Source organism: Actinobacillus seminis (assembly GCF_002263215.1).
Lineage (GTDB): Bacteria > Pseudomonadota > Gammaproteobacteria > Enterobacterales > Pasteurellaceae > Actinobacillus_B > Actinobacillus_B seminis.
Window position 1 is genome coordinate 195,473 of the sequence record NZ_NLFK01000004.1, and the last position, 17,430, is coordinate 212,902.

The window sequence follows — 17,430 nt, forward strand, 5'->3', positions numbered from 1 at the left end:
GGTGGGAAGCTCCCACCAACGTTGATTTCATTACCTCGGCGTGCGGAGGATTATCCCCGTTTTGCCGCTTGTTTTTGCCATTTGATCAGTTTTTCTTTCATACGTTGACGTTTCAACGGAGAAAGATAATCGGCAAACACAATACCGTTTAAATGATCGATTTCGTGTTGAATACAGATGGCAAGCAAGTCCTCCGCTTGCAATATAAATTCTTCCCCTTTGCGATTTAGCGCTTTAACCGTCACTTTTTCTTTGCGTGGCACCAACGCGCGCAATCCCGGCAGCGACAAACAGCCTTCCTCAATCCCGGTTTCTCCGCAACTTTCGATAATTTCAGGGTTGATCAATACTAATTGATTTTGTTTATTACCCTCAATATCAATGGTAATAATGCGTTGATGAACATCGACTTGGGTTGCCGCCAAACCAATGCCTTCCTCTTGATACATGGTTTCAAACATGTCATCAATAAACTTGTTTAATTTTTCATCAAACACTTCTACCGGTTTGGCAATGGTTTTCAAGCGCTCGTCCGGATAAATCAATACATTTAATAACGCCATAGGTTTCCTTTATTAATCTCTAAAATTGTTGAATTGGAATGGCTGTCCCAATTCGGCAGCTTTGACTAACTGAATTGCCGCTTGTAAATCGTCACGAGATTTTCCCGTCACGCGTACTTGTTCCCCTTGAATTTGGGTTTGCACTTTCAGTTTTGCGTCTTTAATTAATTTGGTAATTTTTTTCGCCATCTCGGTTTCAATACCTTGTTTGAGCTTAATTTCTTTGCTGTACAATTTTCCGTGATGTTCGCTTTCCGCCGGAATATCCAACGAGCTGTGTTCAATGCCACGTTTTATGCAAGAACCGATTAAAATTTCAATTAATTGTTCCAATTGAAAATCTGATTCTGTGGTTAATTTGATGGTTTCGCATTTTTCGTTTAATTCAATCACTGCTTCAACACCACGAAAATCGTAACGCGTACTTAATACCCGGTTGGCATTTTTCACCGCATTGCGTACTTCGTGTAAGGTAATTTCCGACACAATATCAAATGAAGGCATACTTATTTCCCCTTATTTATTGCTTGTATTTTATCATTCGCACTTAAAATACATAAAAGTGCGGTCAAGTTTGTAAAGTTTATCACAATTTTCGCCTGTTGTTGTACCTTTGGTTTCGCATGATATGCCATGCCCAAATCCGCCACTTGCATCATTGCCAAATCATTGGCGCCATCGCCGATTGCTACCGTATTACCCGCCGGAATGGCAAATTGCGTCGCTAATCGCTGCAATGTGTTAGCTTTATATGCGGCATCCACCACATCGCCCAGTACTAGACCGGTCAAACGTCCGTCAGTAATTTCAAATTGATTAGAAACGGCGTAATCTAAATTCAGTAATGCTTTCAAATAATTCGCGAAATAGGTAAATCCACCGGAGGCGATCGCGGTTTTCCAGCCGTATTGTTGTAAACCTTGGATGGTTTCTTTTAATCCGGGCATTAAGGGCAAATTTTCCCGCACCTGTTGCAAAATCGTTTCCGGCGCATTTTTTAAGGTGCTGACACGGTGGCGTAAACTTTGCTCAAAATCCAATTCACCACGCATAGCGCGTTCGGTAATTTCCGAAACGAGTTTACCGGTACCCGCCAATTTGGCAATTTCGTCGATACATTCGATTTGAATAATGGTGGAATCCATATCCATCACCAATAATCCGCTTTGTTGCAAACTTGGGGTAAAATCAAGGCGAGCGCAATCTAGAGAAAATTCATGTGCATTTGCCACCCATTTTGCTTGCCATTGACCGCGTAATAGCACCACTGTATTCTGCACCACATTCCATGCCTCAAAAATCACAAAATTTTCACCGCACTTTTGTTGAAATTGTTGTAATAACGCCAGATTGAGCGACTCGCCATAAACAATAAAATGATCTTTTCCCTCGGTCGCATTCTGATTAGTTAAAAATGCGCGGGGAAATGACGTATAATGTTCAACAATACGACAAAGATTTTGGACATGGAGACTTTGTGTTTGCATAAGAAATCCTGTAAATTATTATCATTAATCGGCACATATTTTAGCCGATTTGTTCAGTTTTGGGGAAAATAACTTGTATTTAACAAAAGAAAAATTGGTGAAAATCATGCTGATTGTCAGCATTATCGGATTTTGTGGTATTATTTTGGGCGTGATTTTATTCGGCGTCCAACAATTCAAAATCGGATCGCAACTTGCCAGCGTAAAACAGGTTTCTCATTTGTCGCATTTATTGGTGCGCCAACAAGCTGATTTATTTTCTATGTTATTGGTTAATGATGCCAAAACGGAACAATTAACGGAAAATTTGGATAATTTCAGCAAAGAGAATTTTGTCATCGACGCCTCTATTTATAGCAATGCCGGCGAATTATTGGCGCAAAGCAGCCATTCCCTCAATGTACGTCATCAACTGGGGCTGGATGCCAATACCGGCACACCAACCGGCACGCAGCAAATTGTCGAACTGATTTATTCGCCAAACGGCATTGAAGGCTTTTTGCGCGTTACCTTTGATGCTAAATACGGGCAAACGACGCAAAGTAAAATCAACCAGCTCTTTCACCAGTTATATGGTGAATTAATTATCGTTTTTCTTGCCGGCATTGTGTTTGCCAGCTCTATCCACTATTTCCTTAGTCATTACCGTCGCGCGCACCGCAAGGCAATTGAACCAAAACCGCTTGCCAAGGTCAGCAAAATTAACCCTACCTTAAATTTCCACCGCCGGCGAAAACGCTTTGTGAAATAAGCACAATGCTAAAGAAAGAAGTGCGGTTAAAGATCTTTGAGTTTTTTAACCGCACTTTTTATTTTTATGCCCTGAATGTAGCAATTAACGCATGGTCACGAATTCTTCCGAACCGGTCGGGTGGATGGCGACGGTGTTGTCAAAGTCCGCTTTGGTGGCCCCCATTTTAATTGCTACTGCAAAGCCTTGGATCATTTCATCCACGCCGAAGCCGATACCATGTAAGCCAACGATTCGCTCATCTTTGCCCGCGCAAATTAATTTCATGCGACAAGGTTGACGGTGTTGGGTCACTGCGCTGTACATTGGAGTGAATGCCGACTGATATACTTTTACATTATCTGCGCCATATTGCTCAATCGCTTTTGGCTCGGTTAAGCCGACAGTACCGATTGGCGGATGGCTAAAGACGACAGTCGGTACTAACTGATAATCTAAGTGTTCATTCGGTTTGTTGTTAAATAAGCGTTCGGATAAACGACGCCCTGCAGCGACTGCAACAGGCGTGAGCTCAATGCCACCTTCGATAATATCGCCGACCGCATAAATACCTTTGACATTGGTATTTTGGTATTTATCTACTTTAATAAAACCGCGCTCGTTGGTCTCAACGCCGGTCACCGCAAGATTGATCACATCTGTTGCCGGTTCACGACCGATTGCCCAAATGAGGCAATCTACCTCTTGTGCTCGACCATCTTCTAATTTTAAGGTGAATGAACCGTCCGAATTTTTCACCACTTCCTGTGGGATTGCTTCGGTATGTAATTGAATACCATCCGTTTTCATCACTTCCAACAAGGTTTCAACAATGTAAGGATCGAAGCTGCGTAGTGGCGCATGGCGACGGACGAATAAATGAGTTTCTACGCCAAAACTGTTCATTACGCCAGCAAGTTCTACTGCAATATAACCGGCACCAACCACCGCAACGCGTTTCGGCAAGCCGGTTAAGGCAAACACGCCATCAGAATCAATCCCGTATTCTGCGCCTTTAATGCTTGGACGCGTCGGACGACCGCCGGTGGCAATTAAAATATGATCGGCGGTAATTAATTCTCCATTCACTTCCACGGTGTTAGCGTTGACGAACTTGGCAAATCCGTTGATTACGTCAACTTGATTTTTGGTAAAAACATTTTGATAAGAAGTATGGATACGGCTGATATAGGCTTGGCGACTTTCGACTAATTTACTAAAATCAAATTGATTTACGCTAACATCAAAGCCATAATCCGGCGCATAATGATTAATGGCTTCTGCCACTTGTGCGCCATACCACATGACTTTTTTTGGTACGCAACCGACATTCACACAAGTTCCGCCAATGTGTTTTGCTTCGATAATCGCACATTTTTTGCCATAACTTGCCGCACGGTTAATGGAGGCGATGCCGCCGCTGCCACCACCGATAGAAATATAATCATAATGTCTTGTCATTTTCTTCTCCTTACTGGATTTAAATTTTACTACCTATTTTGCACGAATACGGTATAAAGGCAAACTGGCTGAATAAATTAATTTAATCGGTAATTTCTTCAATTATTCCGGCGTAATCCAGTTTACCGACCAACCGCCGATCTCTTCCAGCACCAAAGTGCGGTGTAAATAAGGCAAGATTTCTTTCATTTGTGCTTCCAATGTCCATGGTGGATTGATTACAATCATGCCGCTGGCGGTCATCCCGCTCTGTTCCGAGTCGGGACGCACCGCTAATTCAATTTGCAAGATTTTGCGAATACCGGTGGCTTCCAATCCTTTGATGATACGTTTGGTATACTGACGTAGTACCACCGGATACCAAATAGCGTAAATGCCGGTAGCAAAGCGTTTATAGCCTTCTTCAATCGCTTGTACCACCAAATCATAATCCTCTTTCATTTCATAAGGCGGATCAATTAACACCAACCCGCGTCGCTCTTTGGGCGGCAAAGTGGCTTTTAATTGTTGAAAGCCGTTATTCCGTTTGGTGGTAATATTGTCATATTGTTTAAAATTATTGCGCAATAAAGGATAATCTGTTGGATGCAATTCGGTTAGCAGCGCGCGATCTTGCGGGCGGAGCAAACTTGCGGCAATCAATGGCGAACCGGCGTAATAACGCAGCTCTTTTTCACCATAATTCAGCTTTTTAATTAATTGTACATAGCGCGCAACATCCGGCGGAAAATCCTCTTGCTGCCAAAGGCGCCCGATTCCTTCTTGATATTCCGCGGTTTTTTCCGCTTCTTCGGAAAACAAACGATATTGCCCCACGCCGGCATGGGTATCCAAATAATAAAAGCCTTTTTCTTTTTGGCGCAAATTTTCCAAAATTAACATTAATACGATATGTTTAACGACATCTGCATGGTTGCCTGCGTGAAAACTGTGACGATAACTCAGCATAATTTTGCCTTTTAAAAATAGAAAAACAGACCGCACTTGCTCAAAGTGCGGTACTTTTTTAGGTTAAATTAGAATAATTCTTGACGTTCATATTGTTGCGCTGGCAAATGGCTTGGCACAGGACTTTCGCCACCCTTATTATGATTCATCTGATCGACGCGAGGTGGCAATTCCGGTAGTGCATCATCACCTTTTTGCAGATCATAACCGTCGATAAAATAGCCTTTTTCTTCCACATAAGCCCGTTTAGGTTCGGTGCCTTTGATGAAATATTCTGTCATTCCTCCGTTATTTGATAATAAGCCGGAACCACTGTGAATCTGTTTTTCCACAATGTTTGCCGGCAATGGAAGTGTACGTTCCGGAATATCTTTTAAGGTGGTCTTCATGTAGGAAATCCACGCCGGCATTGCGGTGAATGATCCGGATTCACCACGCCCTAACACGCGTTTATTATCATCAAATCCGACATACACTGCCACGGTAAAATTAGCACCAAATCCGGCATACCACGCGTCTTTGGAATTATTAGTAGTTCCCGTTTTTCCCCCGATATCACGGCGAGCAAAGGAGTTTGCAATACGCCAGCTGGTTCCTTTCCATGATTGCTCTTTTTCACCGTAGATGGCGGAAGTCAACGCACTGCGAATTAAAAACGCCAATTCACCACTAATGACACGAGGAGCGTACTGTACTTGAGAGCCCACTGTTTTTGCCTCAGCCATCAAATCTACGTTATCTGTTATCTCTTTATTTGTTGTCATCATCTCCAATTCCGGTACATCAGGAACCAAATCAATTTGCGGATCTAACTCCTCTCCGTTAGTTTCGCTATCGGTTACCTGTAAATTTCCTTCGTTCTCCATTGGAGTATCTGTCTTTTTAAATCCATCTAATTTTTCTGTTTCACCATAAATTACCGGAATATTGTCACAGCTTACACAAGCAATTTGCGGGTTAGCCACAAACAGTTCCGTACCGTCATTATCAATGATTTTGTCAATTAAATAGGGATCTACTAAGAAACCGCCGTTATTAAATACCGCATACCCCCTCGCCATTTCTAATGGCGTAAAAGAGGCCGCTCCTAAAGCTAAGGCTTCGCTGGCAAAATATTGCTCACGTTTAAATCCGAAACGTTGTAAAAAATCCGCGGTAAAATCAATACCTGCCATTTGCATTGCACGGACAGCAATCATATTTTTTGATTGCCCGATACCGACTCTTAAACGCAAGGGACCATCATAACGATTCGGCGAGTTTTTAGGCATCCACGCTTTCTGTCCCGGATTTTGAATAACAATAGGCGCATCTAACAACACACTGGATAATGTTAAGCCTTTCTCCAAGGCGGCGGCATAAATAAAGGGTTTAATTGACGAACCGACTTGAACTAAAGATTGAGTTGCTCGATTGAACTTACTTTGTTCAAAACTAAAACCGCCCACGATAGCTTCAATGGCACCGTTGTCGCTATTTAATGCCACCAAGGCGGAATTTGCCTCGGGAATTTGTCCTAACATCCATTCCCCGTTATCCCGTTTACGGATCCAAATTTGTTCATTGACTTTTGGTATTTTTTTACCGGCCCAACGCATCATGGCATTTGACAGCGATACATTTTCCCCGTTTGCCAATAATAAAGTTAAACCGTTTTTATCTGCCCCCACAACTGCAGCAGGCACAAAGGGAGGAGAATATGGTAAGCGTTTTAAAAAGCCGATAATTTGCTCCGTTGTCCAGGCATTTTCCCCTTTTTTCCATAAGGGCGCACCTCCACGATAGCCATGACGCATGTCATATGCAATCAAATTATCACGCAGTGCGATTTGTGCAGTTTCCTGATCTTTAGATTGCACAGTCGTGTAAACTTTATAACCGCCGGTATAGGCTTTTTCTTCACCAAAACGTTTCACCATTTCTTGGCGCACCATTTCGGTTACATAATCCGCACGAAAATCCAATTGCGCTCCGTGATAGCTGGCGACAATTGGTTCTTTAGAGGCCTCATCATATTCCGCTTTGCTGATATAATTCATATCCAACATCCGTCCCAGCACCACATTACGACGTTCTTCCGCCCGTTTAAGGGAGTAGAGCGGATTCATAGTCGAAGGCGCTTTTGGCAGACCGGCGATAATCGCTATTTCCGATAAGGTCAATTGATTTAACGCTTTACCAAAGTAGGTTTTTGCCGCCGCTGCAACTCCGTAGGCACGATAACCTAAATAAATTTTATTTAAATACAATTCCAAAATTTCATCTTTGGTCAGTGTATTTTCAATCTCAATAGCCAAAATTGCTTCTTTGGCTTTACGAATGATATTTTTTTCTGGTGTTAAAAAGAAATTTCGCGCTAATTGTTGTGTAATGGTACTCGCTCCTTGAGATGCCCCTCCTTGCGAAATTGCCACAGAAATTGCCCGCGCAATTCCGATAGGATCTAATCCGTGGTGTTCATAAAAACGACTGTCTTCTGTGGCCAGCACCGCTTCAATTAATTTTTTCGGCACATCGGCAAGTTTCACCGGAATACGACGTTGCTCCCCCACTTCTCCGATTAACTTACCATCAGCGGTATAAATTTGCATGGGCTGTTGTAATTCTACCGTTTTTAAGCTATCTACATTGGGCAAGTCCGATTTTAGCTGCACATAAAAAATACCACCTGCAACACAGCCTAAAATAATCAATGTTAATAGCGAACTAAATATTAATTTTGCGATCCGCATCGAAAAATTCTCTCTTGTTTAATGCAAAGACGATAAAAATTCGAAAAACTTAATTCAAATTTCAATCTTGAATAAGTCACTTTAACTTTAAGCCCTTAGTATAAAGTTTACTGAGCAAAAACCAAAGCTAAATGTGTAATGACAAATGTAAAATAAGGTAAAGACTATGTTATTTTTTGATAATTCTCAGTCAATGGAACTTCAAGTCGGACTCTGGAAAGTGAGTAAAAAATGGCAAATTCTGTGGTTTTACCCACAAAATCAACCGCACTTTATCCAAGTCGAATCGCTCTCGCTTAAAGATATTGAAGCGAAAATTTTGCAACAATGTCCGCTGCTGGATAATCTGGATTTAAATTTTGTTTATGCCGTGCCGGCACAATATGTTTGGCAAAAAACAGTGATTTTGTCGCAGTTTACTAATTTAGAAGAATGCGAGCAACAATGCCGTTTTGTCTTGGAAAAAGAACTGCCGGTGCCATTGAATAAAATCTGGTTTGATTTTCGTCCGGTACCGCTAAAACAAGGTTTTCGCCTTGATATTTTTGCGATTAAAACGGAGACCGTAGCAGAATATTTGGCTGAATTTCTTCCGTTTCCGGTAACCGTCTTGGACAGTACAACCAACGCGATTATTCGAGCCTTTGAATATTGTTTGCAGCAAGAGAAAAAAGACAGCTTATTGATTTATCAAGATAATGAGCAAATTATTGCTATTCAACAAAAACCGCATGAACTCAGAATTTTGCAAAAAAAGGGTAAAAACTTGACCGCACTTTTTGAGCAATTTTGTAAACGTTATCAAGAAACACCAACGCTTATTTATTTCCACAGCACAATCGCGGTCACAGAAGTAATTCCACAAGATTGGCAATTGATTGAATGTGATTTGCCTTTTATTGCGCTCGGCAATGCGCTTTGGAAACGCGCAACGTTTGAGCCGAATTTATCTACCATGCAAGTGCCGATAGAAATGGAAGACAGTTATGAGCATTAATTTGTTACCTTGGCGCCTTTATCAACATCAAGCGAAGAGAAAAACTTTTCTTTTCGGGCTATTGATCGTAGTGTTGTTGACGTTGCTTATTTTTAGCTGGATTTTTTACCAGAATGCGCAGCTTCAACAACAGCGTCGCCAAAAACAAGAAGATCTCAACCAAATTCGCCAAGATTTAACACATTTGCAGCAAGATATAGCACAACTTCGTCAACGTTATCAACCGAATGCGAAAGTGACGACCTTTTCCTCCCCTTCGGTTTTGCATTTATTGGAGCACTTGGCGAAATTGCCGCTTGAACAAGGCGAATTACAACAATTGAAATTGGCAGAGCATCAATTGGTGATAAGCGGTAAGGCGGAAAATGCTGCGGAATTTGAAGGCTTGCAAAAATATCTCAAACAGCATGTATTTACCGGCGTAAAATTAACGCAATTTAATCCCACTCAAACGCAGATTTTTTTTGAATTTCAATTGTCATTGGAGGAGAAAAAATGACGACTACCCTTTTGAATATTAATCGGTTATCTGCAACGCGCCTGAATGATATAAGTTGGTTAAATGATCCCAATAATTGGTTTGGAAAACTGCTTAAATTGCCCAAATGGCAGCAATATGTTCTCTTGCTTGCTATCAGTGGCGGTAGCTTGATTTTACCAATAACGGATTATATTCACTTGCAACAAGTGCAAGCTAATCTTGAGCAACAGCTTTTGCAACAACGCCGCGAATTACAACGGCAACAACAGCGTTTACGTAGCTTGCGACAGCAATCCAACGCCGTTTTTCTTGCGCCGGAACGTGCAGAAAAACTGACCGGATTTACTCAACAAATGAATAGCTTGTTGAAAAATCGGCTACAGGTCAAGCATAATCAATGGGAATTTCATCAATTTCCCTTATTATCGTTGCAAGTTCAAGGCAATTTTACTAATTTATCGCAATTTTTGACCGCACTTTTAACGCAATATCCGGCGTTAAATGTAGTAAGTGTGCATATTGAACGTGCGGATCAGGAGGCGGATTTTTCGATACAAAGTGAAATGATATTGCAATTTAAGGACAAATAATGAAAGTTAGACGTTATTTACCCATACTTTTCTGCCTAATCGCTACATTAACGCAAGCCTCCGATCCTTTTGATCGTCGCCAACGTCAAACCGGAGCGCCGATGGATACAGCAATAGCAACCTCCCTTTGCCGGCGTGATGTGGCGACGCTTGCACCAAAAACGCCGATAAATCAGTTAAAGATTATTGGCGTTATCATCCAATTCGAACAGGCGAAAGTGCTTTTTTCTTCGCCAGATCAAACAGTTATCAGTGCATCCAAGGGGGATAATATCGGGCAGGAGAAGATGCAAATTGCACAAATTTCAACACATCAAATTCAATTATTAAACTGGCAAAACAGTGTCGATTGTCGGCAGGCAGAAACGGTTTTATTAAAATTTTAGGATTAAAGTATGCAAAAAATGAGGTTATTTGTTTTTAAGTGCGGTCTGTTTTTTCTGTGTTTTTCCGCTTCCTTTGCCGCGGACAATCATTCATTAGGACAACAAAGCTTTAATATTCGTTTAAAACAAGCGCCTTTGGTACCAACCTTGCAGCAATTGGCACTGGATCATCAAACGAATTTAATTATTGACGACGAATTGGAAGGCACGATTTCCTTGCAATTAAATGCGACTAATTTAGATCAACTGCTGCATTCTGTTGCGAAAATTAAGCAACTGAATTTGTGGCAAGAAGATGGCATTTATTATTTAAATCAAAAAGATAATGAATTAAATAAGGCGGTTTCAACAGCTGATGCTTTTGATCGTTTTCCGTCCCTGCCTGCGGAAGTGGCGGCTCCTTCGCTTGTCACAACGTCAATTAAATTGCATTATGCCAAGGCGTCTGAGGTGATGAAATCCTTAACCGGCGGGAGCGGTTCTTTATTATCTGCCAACGGAAATTTAACGTTTGATGATCGCAGTAATTTATTATTGATCCAAGACGAAAAGCCTATTGTCAATCAAATTAAAAAGCTGGTGGCAGAATTGGATAAGCCCATTGAACAAATTGCTATTGAAGCGCGTATCGTGACTATCAGTGATGAAAATTTAAAAGAACTTGGCGTGCGCTGGGGAATTTTTAATCCATCCGGCAGTAGTCATAAAATTAGTGGTAGCTTGGAAGGCAACGGTTTTTCTTCAATTGCCAAGCAGCTGAATGTCAATTTTGCTTCGCCTATCACACCTGCCGGTTCAGTGGCGTTGCAAGTGGCAAAAATTAATGGGCGTTTATTGGATTTGGAATTAAGCGCCTTGGAGCGGGAAAATAATGTGGAAATTATTGCCAGCCCGCGTTTGCTGACTACCAATAAAAAAAGTGCCAGTATTAAACAAGGGACAGATATTCCCTATGTGATCACCAATGGCAATAATGATACACAATCGGTGGAATTTCGAGAAGCAGTGCTGGGCTTGGAAGTCACGCCGCATATTTCACAAGGTAATACTATTTTATTGGATTTGCTCGTTAGCCAAAATTCGCCAAGTGGTAAGGTTACCTATGGGCAAAGCGAAGTGGTATCCATTGATAAACAAGAAATTAGCACACAGGTTTTTGCGCATGATGGTGAAACCATTGTGTTGGGTGGCGTTTTTCACGATACGGTTAGCAAAGGCGTGGACAAAGTGCCACTGCTTGGCGATATTCCGGGGCTTAAACGTCTATTTAGTCGAGAAAGTGAACGCCATCAAAAACGGGAGTTGGTGATTTTCGTGACGCCACATATTTTACGACAAGGAAAACCCGTAGAAAAGAACGCTCGCACAACCTCTCCCAAAATAGCGGCGTCGAAAATTTCTATATCTAAGAAAAAATAACACTAAAAATCCACAAAAAATGACCGCACTTTATTAGATGATGTTAAATAAATTCACCAAAATGTCCGCTAATCTTGAAAAATTGCAAGATTACATTGAGATCAGGGCTGTAAAATAGTAGAGTAGCCAGCTGTTCGTTTATTTCCTAAATCAATTAAAAAGGTGGAATATATGGGAAAAAGTGTTGTTATCCTCGGCGCTCAATGGGGCGATGAAGGAAAGGGAAAAATTGTTGATTTATTAACCGATCGGGTGAAATATGTCGTGCGCTATCAAGGTGGTCACAACGCCGGTCATACGTTGATTATTAACGGTGAAAAAACTGTACTTCGTTTAATTCCATCTGGTATTTTGCGCGATAATGTGACCTGTTTAATTGGTAACGGTGTGGTGCTTTCGCCTTCAGCATTGATGCAAGAAATGGGCGAGTTGGAAAGCCGAGGTATCAAGGTTCGCGAACGTTTGTTGATTTCTGAAGCCTGCCCATTAATTTTGCCTTACCACGTAGCAATGGATCATGCGCGTGAAGCGGCATTGGGTAAAAAGGCTATTGGTACTACCGGTCGCGGTATTGGTCCTGCGTATGAAGATAAAGTGGCACGCCGCGGTTTACGCGTCGGCGATTTATTTGATCGCAACACCTTTGCGGAAAAATTAAAAATATTTTGCAATACTATAATTTTCAATTGGTTCACTACTATAAAGTTGAACCGGTAGATTATCAAAAAACCTTGGATGATGTGTTGGCAGTTGCTGATGTGATCACCTCTATGGTAGCAGATGTTACCACAATTTTAGATACCGCTCGCAAAAACGGAGACAATATTTTATTTGAGGGAGCGCAAGGTACCATGTTGGATATTGACCAAGGAACCTATCCTTATGTGACTAGTTCCAACACCACTGCCGGCGGCGTTTCTACCGGTTCAGGTTTTGGTCCGCGCTATATTAACTATGTGTTAGGGATTGTAAAAGCCTATTGTACACGCGTTGGCGGTGGTCCGTTCACCACGGAACTTTTCGATGAAGTTGGCGCGGAAATCGCTCGCAAAGGGAATGAATTTGGTGCGGTAACCGGTCGTCCACGTCGTTGTGGTTGGTTTGATGCGGTGGCTATTCGTCGCGCCATTCAAGTGAACTCCATTTCCGGTTTTTGTATGACCAAATTGGACGTATTAGATGGTTTTGATGAAGTGAAAATTTGTGTTGGTTATAAAATGCCGAATGGTGATGTCGTAGAATATGCACCATTAGCGGCGAAAAACTGGGAAGGCGTTGAGCCAATTTATGAAACCGTGCCGGGGTGGAAAGAAAATACTTTTGGTATAACCGATGTTAACCAACTTCCGTTAAATTGCCGCAATTATATTAAACGCATTGAAGAGGTAACCGGCGTACCGGTGGATATTCTTTCAACCGGTCCGGATCGCGTTGAAACCATGATTTTAAACGATCCTTTTGCAGCATAAACTCGCTATATTTTGACCGCACTTTGTGTGGTCAATAACGTCATAAATATAAATGATGGTATGGTAGATAAAATAGTTTGTATTTTCCCTAAAATACCTGTTTATAGCTATAGTAGATAAAAGAGTTGGTTTTTACCAACTCATACCAATGAACAAACCTCTAGACATTTATCTGGAGGTTTGAGCTGATAAGCATATCAAGCAGAGGAAATGCTTATGCTCAAAAATACCCAATGCCCTCAATATGAGTTCAAGAGGATAAGTCTTGAACAGCTCGTACCTAAAGACCGCTTTGTCCGTAAAATCAATGAAGCGATTGAGTTTGAATTTATTCGTGATGAAGTCGCACACTTTTATTACCAAGATAATGGTCGCCTGCTGTCGACCCGGTTCGCCTATTTAAGATTATGTTACTAGGCTTTTGGACTTAAAAGCGAACGCCGGCTCGTCAAAGAACTTGAAGTTAATGTTGCTTACCGTTGGTTTGCGCGAATGTCTTTAACAGAAAAATTGATGCAAACACCTTAAGTCAAAATCGCCTCCGTCGTTTTAATGGAACAGATGTCTTCAAACGCCTCTTCACTCAAATTGTGCGGCAAGCGGTTGTAGAGGATTAAGCAAAGTTCAAATGCAATGCTTTTTGGCGAGTATTGCCCAAAATATCAAGAAGATAACCCTTGTTATCCGGGCTATTTTATATTGTTTTATGGCTTGGATAAGGGAATATATTGAGGTATATCGCCGAATATTCGGAATGAGCGTTCTAAAATTAGTAGGGCAAGAATATTGGTTTACAAGCCATCAAATACAAAACAACCCCACTATTTTTTATTGATTGTAAAAATAGTGGGGTTTGTCATTGGTCTGACCGCACTCAAGTGCGGTTTAATTTTGCTAAGTTTTCAAAAATTAAGCCAATTTTTTGATTTGAGCAGATAATTTAGATTTGTGGTTAGCGGCTTTATTGGCGTGGATTAATCCTTTAGACGCCATACGATCCACAACTTTTTGCATTTCTACAAATGCGCTTTCTGCTACAGATTTATCTCCAGCGCTCACTGCTGCATATACTTTTTTGATGTAAGTACGCATCATAGAACGTTGACTTGCGTTATGCTGACGGCGTTTTTCAGATTGAATCGCACGTTTTTTAGCTGACTTGATATTAGCCAAGGTCAAACTCCTAAAAATTTCTGTTGGTTTATTAAATAAAATCAAAGGCGTAAAATATGCCTTTTTTCTATACTATTGTCAATCAATAATTGCAACTAAATTAGTTTGAGGATTTCGGTGAGACACAACCGAAAGTCAGCATCGTTTTAAAAATGCGCTTTCTTTTAGCCCACCCGAACGATGTGGGCAAGATTTTAACAGTTTTTTTGCTTAGAATATAGCGTAAAAACAAAATTTCTATACAATTAGAGCAATTTTTTCTGCATGAGAATATTATTTTGAGTACAAGATTATTACGCTCCGGTATTGTTGTCAGCGCCATGACCTTACTTTCCCGTATGTTAGGTTTAGCGCGTGATGTGATTACTGCTCAATTAATCGGCGCCGGTGTGGCGGCGGATGTTTTTCTTTTTGCTAACCGAATTCCGAATTTTTTGCGTCGCTTATTTGCCGAGGGCGCCTTTTCTCAGGCCTTTGTACCGGTATTAGCAGAATACCAAAAAGCCGGCGATTTAAGTAAAATGCAAGCCTTTATTGGCAAAGTATCCGGTACTTTGGGCGGCTTGGTAACCATTGCTACCGCGTTTGCCATGATTTTCTCGCCGGTGGTTGCCGCTATTTTTGGTACCGGTTGGTTTATGGATTGGCTGAACGACGGTCCCAACGCAGTAAAATTTGAACAAGCGTCGTTGTTGTTAAAAATTACCTTTCCGTATTTATGGTTTATTACTTTCGTGGCGCTATCCGGTGCAATTTTAAATACGCTGGGAAAATTTGGTGTGATGTCATTTTCGCCCGTGTTGCTCAATATTGCAATGATTGCCACTGCACTTTTTCTCGCGCCACACGTCAGCAGCCCGGATTTAGCTTTGGCAATCGGGATTTTTCTCGGCGGATTATTGCAATTTTTGTTCCAAATTCCGTTTTTAAAACAAGCTGGGTTATTGGTAAAACCCAAGTGGGCGTGGAACGATGCGGGTGTGAAAAAAATTCGTACCCTCATGATTCCCGCCTTATTCGGCGTATCTGTTAGTCAAATTAATTTGTTGTTGGATACTTTTATTGCCAGTTTTTTGATGACCGGCTCCATCAGTTGGCTGTATTATTCTGACCGCTTGTTGGAATTTCCTCTCGGATTATTTGGTATTGCGATCTCCACCGTGATTCTGCCGACACTCGCCAGACACCATGTCAATCGTAGCGATAATGAAGCAAGTTCGTTAGATTTTCACAATACAATGGATTGGGGGGTGCGCATGATTTTATTGCTAGGCGTGCCGGCAATGGTAGGCATTGCTATTTTGGCGCAACCTATGTTGGTCGTACTTTTTATGCGCGGTGAATTTTTATTTTCTGATGTACAAGCGGCATCTTATTCGCTGTGGGCATTTAACGGCGGGCTATTAAGCTTTATGCTGATTAAAATTTTAGCTAATGGCTACTATGCGCGACAAGATACCAAAACACCGGTAAAAATTGGGATTATCGCCATGATTAGCAATATGGGCTTTAATTTACTTGCCATTCCGTTTAGCTATGTCGGCTTGGCTATTGCCTCGGCAATGTCTGCAACACTCAATGCCTATTTGCTGTATCGCGGTTTAGCCAAAGCGGATGTTTATCATTTCAGTAAACAAAGTGCGGTCTTTTTTCTGAAAGTTTTATGCGCCGCTTTGGTCATGGGTACGGTAGTATGGCACTATACGCCACCAATTGAACATTGGCAACACATGAGTTTTTTGACTCGTACGCATTGGTTAGGTTGGCTGATTGGGCTTGCCGCCATGGTTTATGTGGGTGCACTATTGTTATTGGGGATCCGTAAACATCACCTGATTTATAAATAACAATTGTTAACAAGTTGTTAAATATGTATTTGCTATTTTGCCTATTGTTATTTTAGTGTTAGCGAATATAATCAACAACGTCCTCAGTTTTTAAAGAGAGTTCTTGAAGATGGAGCAACATGCTTATCCGCAGAGTGATTTATACCACCAATGCGGTGGAATCGTTAAACAGCGTTATCCGCCGAATCATCAAAAAACGCAATGTATTCCCAACGGATGATTCGGTGTTCAAAGTGATATGGTTGGCGATGAAAGATGTGTCTTTATCTGGCTTCTCAAATATAACTAAAGAAGTGTATTGCCCATATTGTCTACTATTATTTACAAAATTTTTCAAATACGGGGCTATATTTTCTGGCGTAGCTTCCTCCATAAAAACATACCTTAACTGATCCTTTAGAAAGCCTTTCACTCCAAATATGCATTGGAAAGAGCCTTATTTTATTCGTAATTGAAGACTCAAATTCATTAAAATAAACCTCCATCCATTTTTCCAAATGAGAGGCTTGTATATCTTTTCTAGACAATAATTTCATAGGTAACTCCTGTTGTGTTTTAGTAAATATTTATCAAATAAAGAACGAATAAAAAATTCATCACGTTCTATTTGTTTTTTTATTATAATGAGATAACCATACAATTCCCGTTATATTAGTAAGATCAGTTGTTAATGGTAATATTTCATTATTTCCAAAGAAGATTTTTGCTCCAACAAAACTGTCTAATTTATATAACTTCGGCTTAAAAGATTCTACATCTAATAATGAGTTCTCATCAGAATTAATTAAGAAAATTATTTTTCCATTTTTATTTAGCTTAGATTTTTTATTTTTAGGAAGTTTATTTTCAATAAAATAAGTAACGGTTGTATCTAATAGATTATCTTCATAACATTCTTTAAATAGTAAAGGAGCAATTCCACCATGTAATCTAGCACCAACTTCAATCATTATTGGTTTATTTTCTGCGGTATAAAATAGTTCCATATGAGCTGGACCATGCTTTATTTTTAGCGCTTTTGCACATTGTTTCGCATAATCAATTAATGGCTAAAATCTATTATCATTTGGATCTAATGTTATAAGAGATTTATAAATAAACTTACTATTATTAATATAACACTTTTCATATTTACATAATGAAGCAA

General features: G+C 40.6%; 15 protein-coding genes and 4 pseudogenes. 10 read left to right on the forward strand and 9 right to left on the reverse strand.

The features are described from left to right. Nucleotides 1-50 precede the first annotated feature (50 nt). Genes def through serB form a run of 3 tightly spaced genes read right to left on the reverse strand, consistent with a single transcriptional unit; the run spans nucleotide 51 to nucleotide 2,050 of the window. On the reverse strand, nucleotides 51-563 hold the full coding sequence (gene def, locus CFY87_RS05645) for a peptide deformylase (protein ID WP_094946271.1): 513 nt from the start codon (nucleotides 561-563) through the stop codon (nucleotides 51-53). Between the two features lie 12 nt (nucleotides 564-575). After that, nucleotides 576-1,067 (reverse strand): YajQ family cyclic di-GMP-binding protein, encoded by a 492-nt coding sequence (locus tag CFY87_RS05650; RefSeq protein ID WP_094946272.1) that lies wholly within the window; start codon nucleotides 1,065-1,067, stop codon nucleotides 576-578. Between the two features lie 2 nt (nucleotides 1,068-1,069). Beyond that, nucleotides 1,070-2,050, reverse strand: coding sequence for a phosphoserine phosphatase (gene serB, locus CFY87_RS05655; protein WP_094946273.1), 981 nt, complete (start codon nucleotides 2,048-2,050; stop codon nucleotides 1,070-1,072). Between the two features lie 73 nt (nucleotides 2,051-2,123). Between serB and CFY87_RS05660 the strand changes: the two genes are divergently transcribed. Continuing rightward, a complete protein-coding gene (locus CFY87_RS05660) occupies nucleotides 2,124-2,801 on the forward strand; it encodes a YtjB family periplasmic protein (RefSeq protein WP_094946274.1) in 678 nt (225 codons plus the stop codon). A gap of 84 nt (nucleotides 2,802-2,885) precedes the next feature. On the opposite strand, the gene gorA is transcribed toward CFY87_RS05660, so the two are convergent. From gorA to CFY87_RS05675, 3 genes are all read right to left on the reverse strand, one after another. Then, on the reverse strand, nucleotides 2,886-4,241 hold the full coding sequence (gene gorA / locus CFY87_RS05665; RefSeq protein WP_094946275.1) for a glutathione-disulfide reductase: 1,356 nt from the start codon (nucleotides 4,239-4,241) through the stop codon (nucleotides 2,886-2,888). Between the two features lie 102 nt (nucleotides 4,242-4,343). Further along, nucleotides 4,344-5,189 (reverse strand): 23S rRNA (adenine(2030)-N(6))-methyltransferase RlmJ, encoded by an 846-nt coding sequence (locus CFY87_RS05670; RefSeq protein ID WP_094946276.1) that lies wholly within the window; start codon nucleotides 5,187-5,189, stop codon nucleotides 4,344-4,346. Nucleotides 5,190-5,257: 68 nt separating this feature from the next. After that, nucleotides 5,258-7,921: a penicillin-binding protein 1A gene (locus CFY87_RS05675; RefSeq protein ID WP_094946277.1), complete on the reverse strand. Its 2,664-nt coding sequence runs from the start codon at nucleotides 7,919-7,921 to the stop codon at nucleotides 5,258-5,260. Nucleotides 7,922-8,087: 166 nt separating this feature from the next. On the opposite strand from CFY87_RS05675, the gene CFY87_RS05680 reads away from it, so the two are divergent. The 7 genes and pseudogenes from CFY87_RS05680 (at nucleotide 8,088) to CFY87_RS05710 (ending at nucleotide 13,791) form a co-directional block, all read left to right on the forward strand. Then, nucleotides 8,088-8,918, forward strand: coding sequence for a hypothetical protein (locus CFY87_RS05680; protein ID WP_094946278.1), 831 nt, complete (start codon nucleotides 8,088-8,090; stop codon nucleotides 8,916-8,918). Then, complete coding sequence (locus tag CFY87_RS05685; RefSeq protein WP_094946279.1) at nucleotides 8,908-9,417, forward strand: hypothetical protein; 510 nt, start codon at nucleotides 8,908-8,910, stop codon at nucleotides 9,415-9,417. Before CFY87_RS05680 ends, CFY87_RS05685 begins: the two co-directional genes overlap by 11 nt. Beyond that, nucleotides 9,414-9,989, forward strand: a complete 576-nt coding sequence (locus tag CFY87_RS05690) for a hypothetical protein (protein ID WP_094946280.1) — start codon at nucleotides 9,414-9,416, stop codon at nucleotides 9,987-9,989. Before CFY87_RS05685 ends, CFY87_RS05690 begins: the two co-directional genes overlap by 4 nt. Next, the gene (locus CFY87_RS05695; RefSeq protein ID WP_094946281.1) at nucleotides 9,989-10,375 is read left to right on the forward strand and encodes a pilus assembly protein PilP; all 387 of its coding nucleotides are present in this window, start codon (nucleotides 9,989-9,991) and stop codon (nucleotides 10,373-10,375) included. The genes CFY87_RS05690 and CFY87_RS05695 overlap by 1 nt, the downstream gene beginning before the upstream one ends. 9 nt (nucleotides 10,376-10,384) lie before the next feature. Further along, the gene (locus tag CFY87_RS05700) at nucleotides 10,385-11,794 is read left to right on the forward strand and encodes a type IV pilus secretin PilQ (protein ID WP_094946282.1); all 1,410 of its coding nucleotides are present in this window, start codon (nucleotides 10,385-10,387) and stop codon (nucleotides 11,792-11,794) included. A gap of 171 nt (nucleotides 11,795-11,965) precedes the next feature. Then, nucleotides 11,966-13,263, forward strand: a pseudogene (gene purA, locus CFY87_RS05705) (adenylosuccinate synthase). 216 nt (nucleotides 13,264-13,479) lie between these two features. Continuing rightward, nucleotides 13,480-13,791: pseudogene (locus CFY87_RS05710) on the forward strand (transposase). A gap of 381 nt (nucleotides 13,792-14,172) precedes the next feature. Here the strand turns inward: CFY87_RS05710 and rpsT are convergent. Beyond that, nucleotides 14,173-14,436: a 30S ribosomal protein S20 gene (rpsT, locus tag CFY87_RS05715; protein WP_094946283.1), complete on the reverse strand. Its 264-nt coding sequence runs from the start codon at nucleotides 14,434-14,436 to the stop codon at nucleotides 14,173-14,175. A gap of 278 nt (nucleotides 14,437-14,714) precedes the next feature. On the opposite strand from rpsT, the gene murJ reads away from it, so the two are divergent. Further along, nucleotides 14,715-16,283 (forward strand): murein biosynthesis integral membrane protein MurJ, encoded by a 1,569-nt coding sequence (gene murJ, locus CFY87_RS05725; protein WP_094946285.1) that lies wholly within the window; start codon nucleotides 14,715-14,717, stop codon nucleotides 16,281-16,283. Between the two features lie 125 nt (nucleotides 16,284-16,408). Further along, nucleotides 16,409-16,546, forward strand: a pseudogene (locus tag CFY87_RS11530) (transposase); the annotation flags it as partial. Nucleotides 16,547-16,599: 53 nt separating this feature from the next. Here the strand turns inward: CFY87_RS11530 and CFY87_RS12695 are convergent. Together CFY87_RS12695 and CFY87_RS05735 are read right to left on the reverse strand one after the other, a co-directional pair. Then, nucleotides 16,600-16,656, reverse strand: a pseudogene (locus CFY87_RS12695) (hypothetical protein); the annotation flags it as partial. A 223-nt stretch (nucleotides 16,657-16,879) separates the two neighbouring features. Next, nucleotides 16,880-17,269, reverse strand: coding sequence for a hypothetical protein (locus tag CFY87_RS05735; protein ID WP_094946287.1), 390 nt, complete (start codon nucleotides 17,267-17,269; stop codon nucleotides 16,880-16,882). Nucleotides 17,270-17,430 lie beyond the last annotated feature (161 nt).

Coding starts and splice junctions, on each gene's coding strand:
- def (WP_094946271.1), bottom strand. CDS start 563: ATGGCGTTATTAAATGTATTGATTTATCCGGACGAGCGCTTGAAAACC.
- CFY87_RS05650 (WP_094946272.1), bottom strand. CDS start 1,067: ATGCCTTCATTTGATATTGTGTCGGAAATTACCTTACACGAAGTACGC.
- serB (WP_094946273.1), bottom strand. CDS start 2,050: ATGCAAACACAAAGTCTCCATGTCCAAAATCTTTGTCGTATTGTTGAA.
- gorA (WP_094946275.1), bottom strand. CDS start 4,241: ATGACAAGACATTATGATTATATTTCTATCGGTGGTGGCAGCGGCGGC.
- CFY87_RS05670 (WP_094946276.1), bottom strand. CDS start 5,189: ATGCTGAGTTATCGTCACAGTTTTCACGCAGGCAACCATGCAGATGTC.
- CFY87_RS05675 (WP_094946277.1), bottom strand. CDS start 7,921: ATGCGGATCGCAAAATTAATATTTAGTTCGCTATTAACATTGATTATT.
- CFY87_RS05680 (WP_094946278.1), top strand. CDS start 8,088: ATGTTATTTTTTGATAATTCTCAGTCAATGGAACTTCAAGTCGGACTC.
- CFY87_RS05685 (WP_094946279.1), top strand. CDS start 8,908: ATGAGCATTAATTTGTTACCTTGGCGCCTTTATCAACATCAAGCGAAG.
- CFY87_RS05690 (WP_094946280.1), top strand. CDS start 9,414: ATGACGACTACCCTTTTGAATATTAATCGGTTATCTGCAACGCGCCTG.
- CFY87_RS05695 (WP_094946281.1), top strand. CDS start 9,989: ATGAAAGTTAGACGTTATTTACCCATACTTTTCTGCCTAATCGCTACA.
- CFY87_RS05700 (WP_094946282.1), top strand. CDS start 10,385: ATGCAAAAAATGAGGTTATTTGTTTTTAAGTGCGGTCTGTTTTTTCTG.
- CFY87_RS05735 (WP_094946287.1), bottom strand. CDS start 17,269: ATGGAACTATTTTATACCGCAGAAAATAAACCAATAATGATTGAAGTT.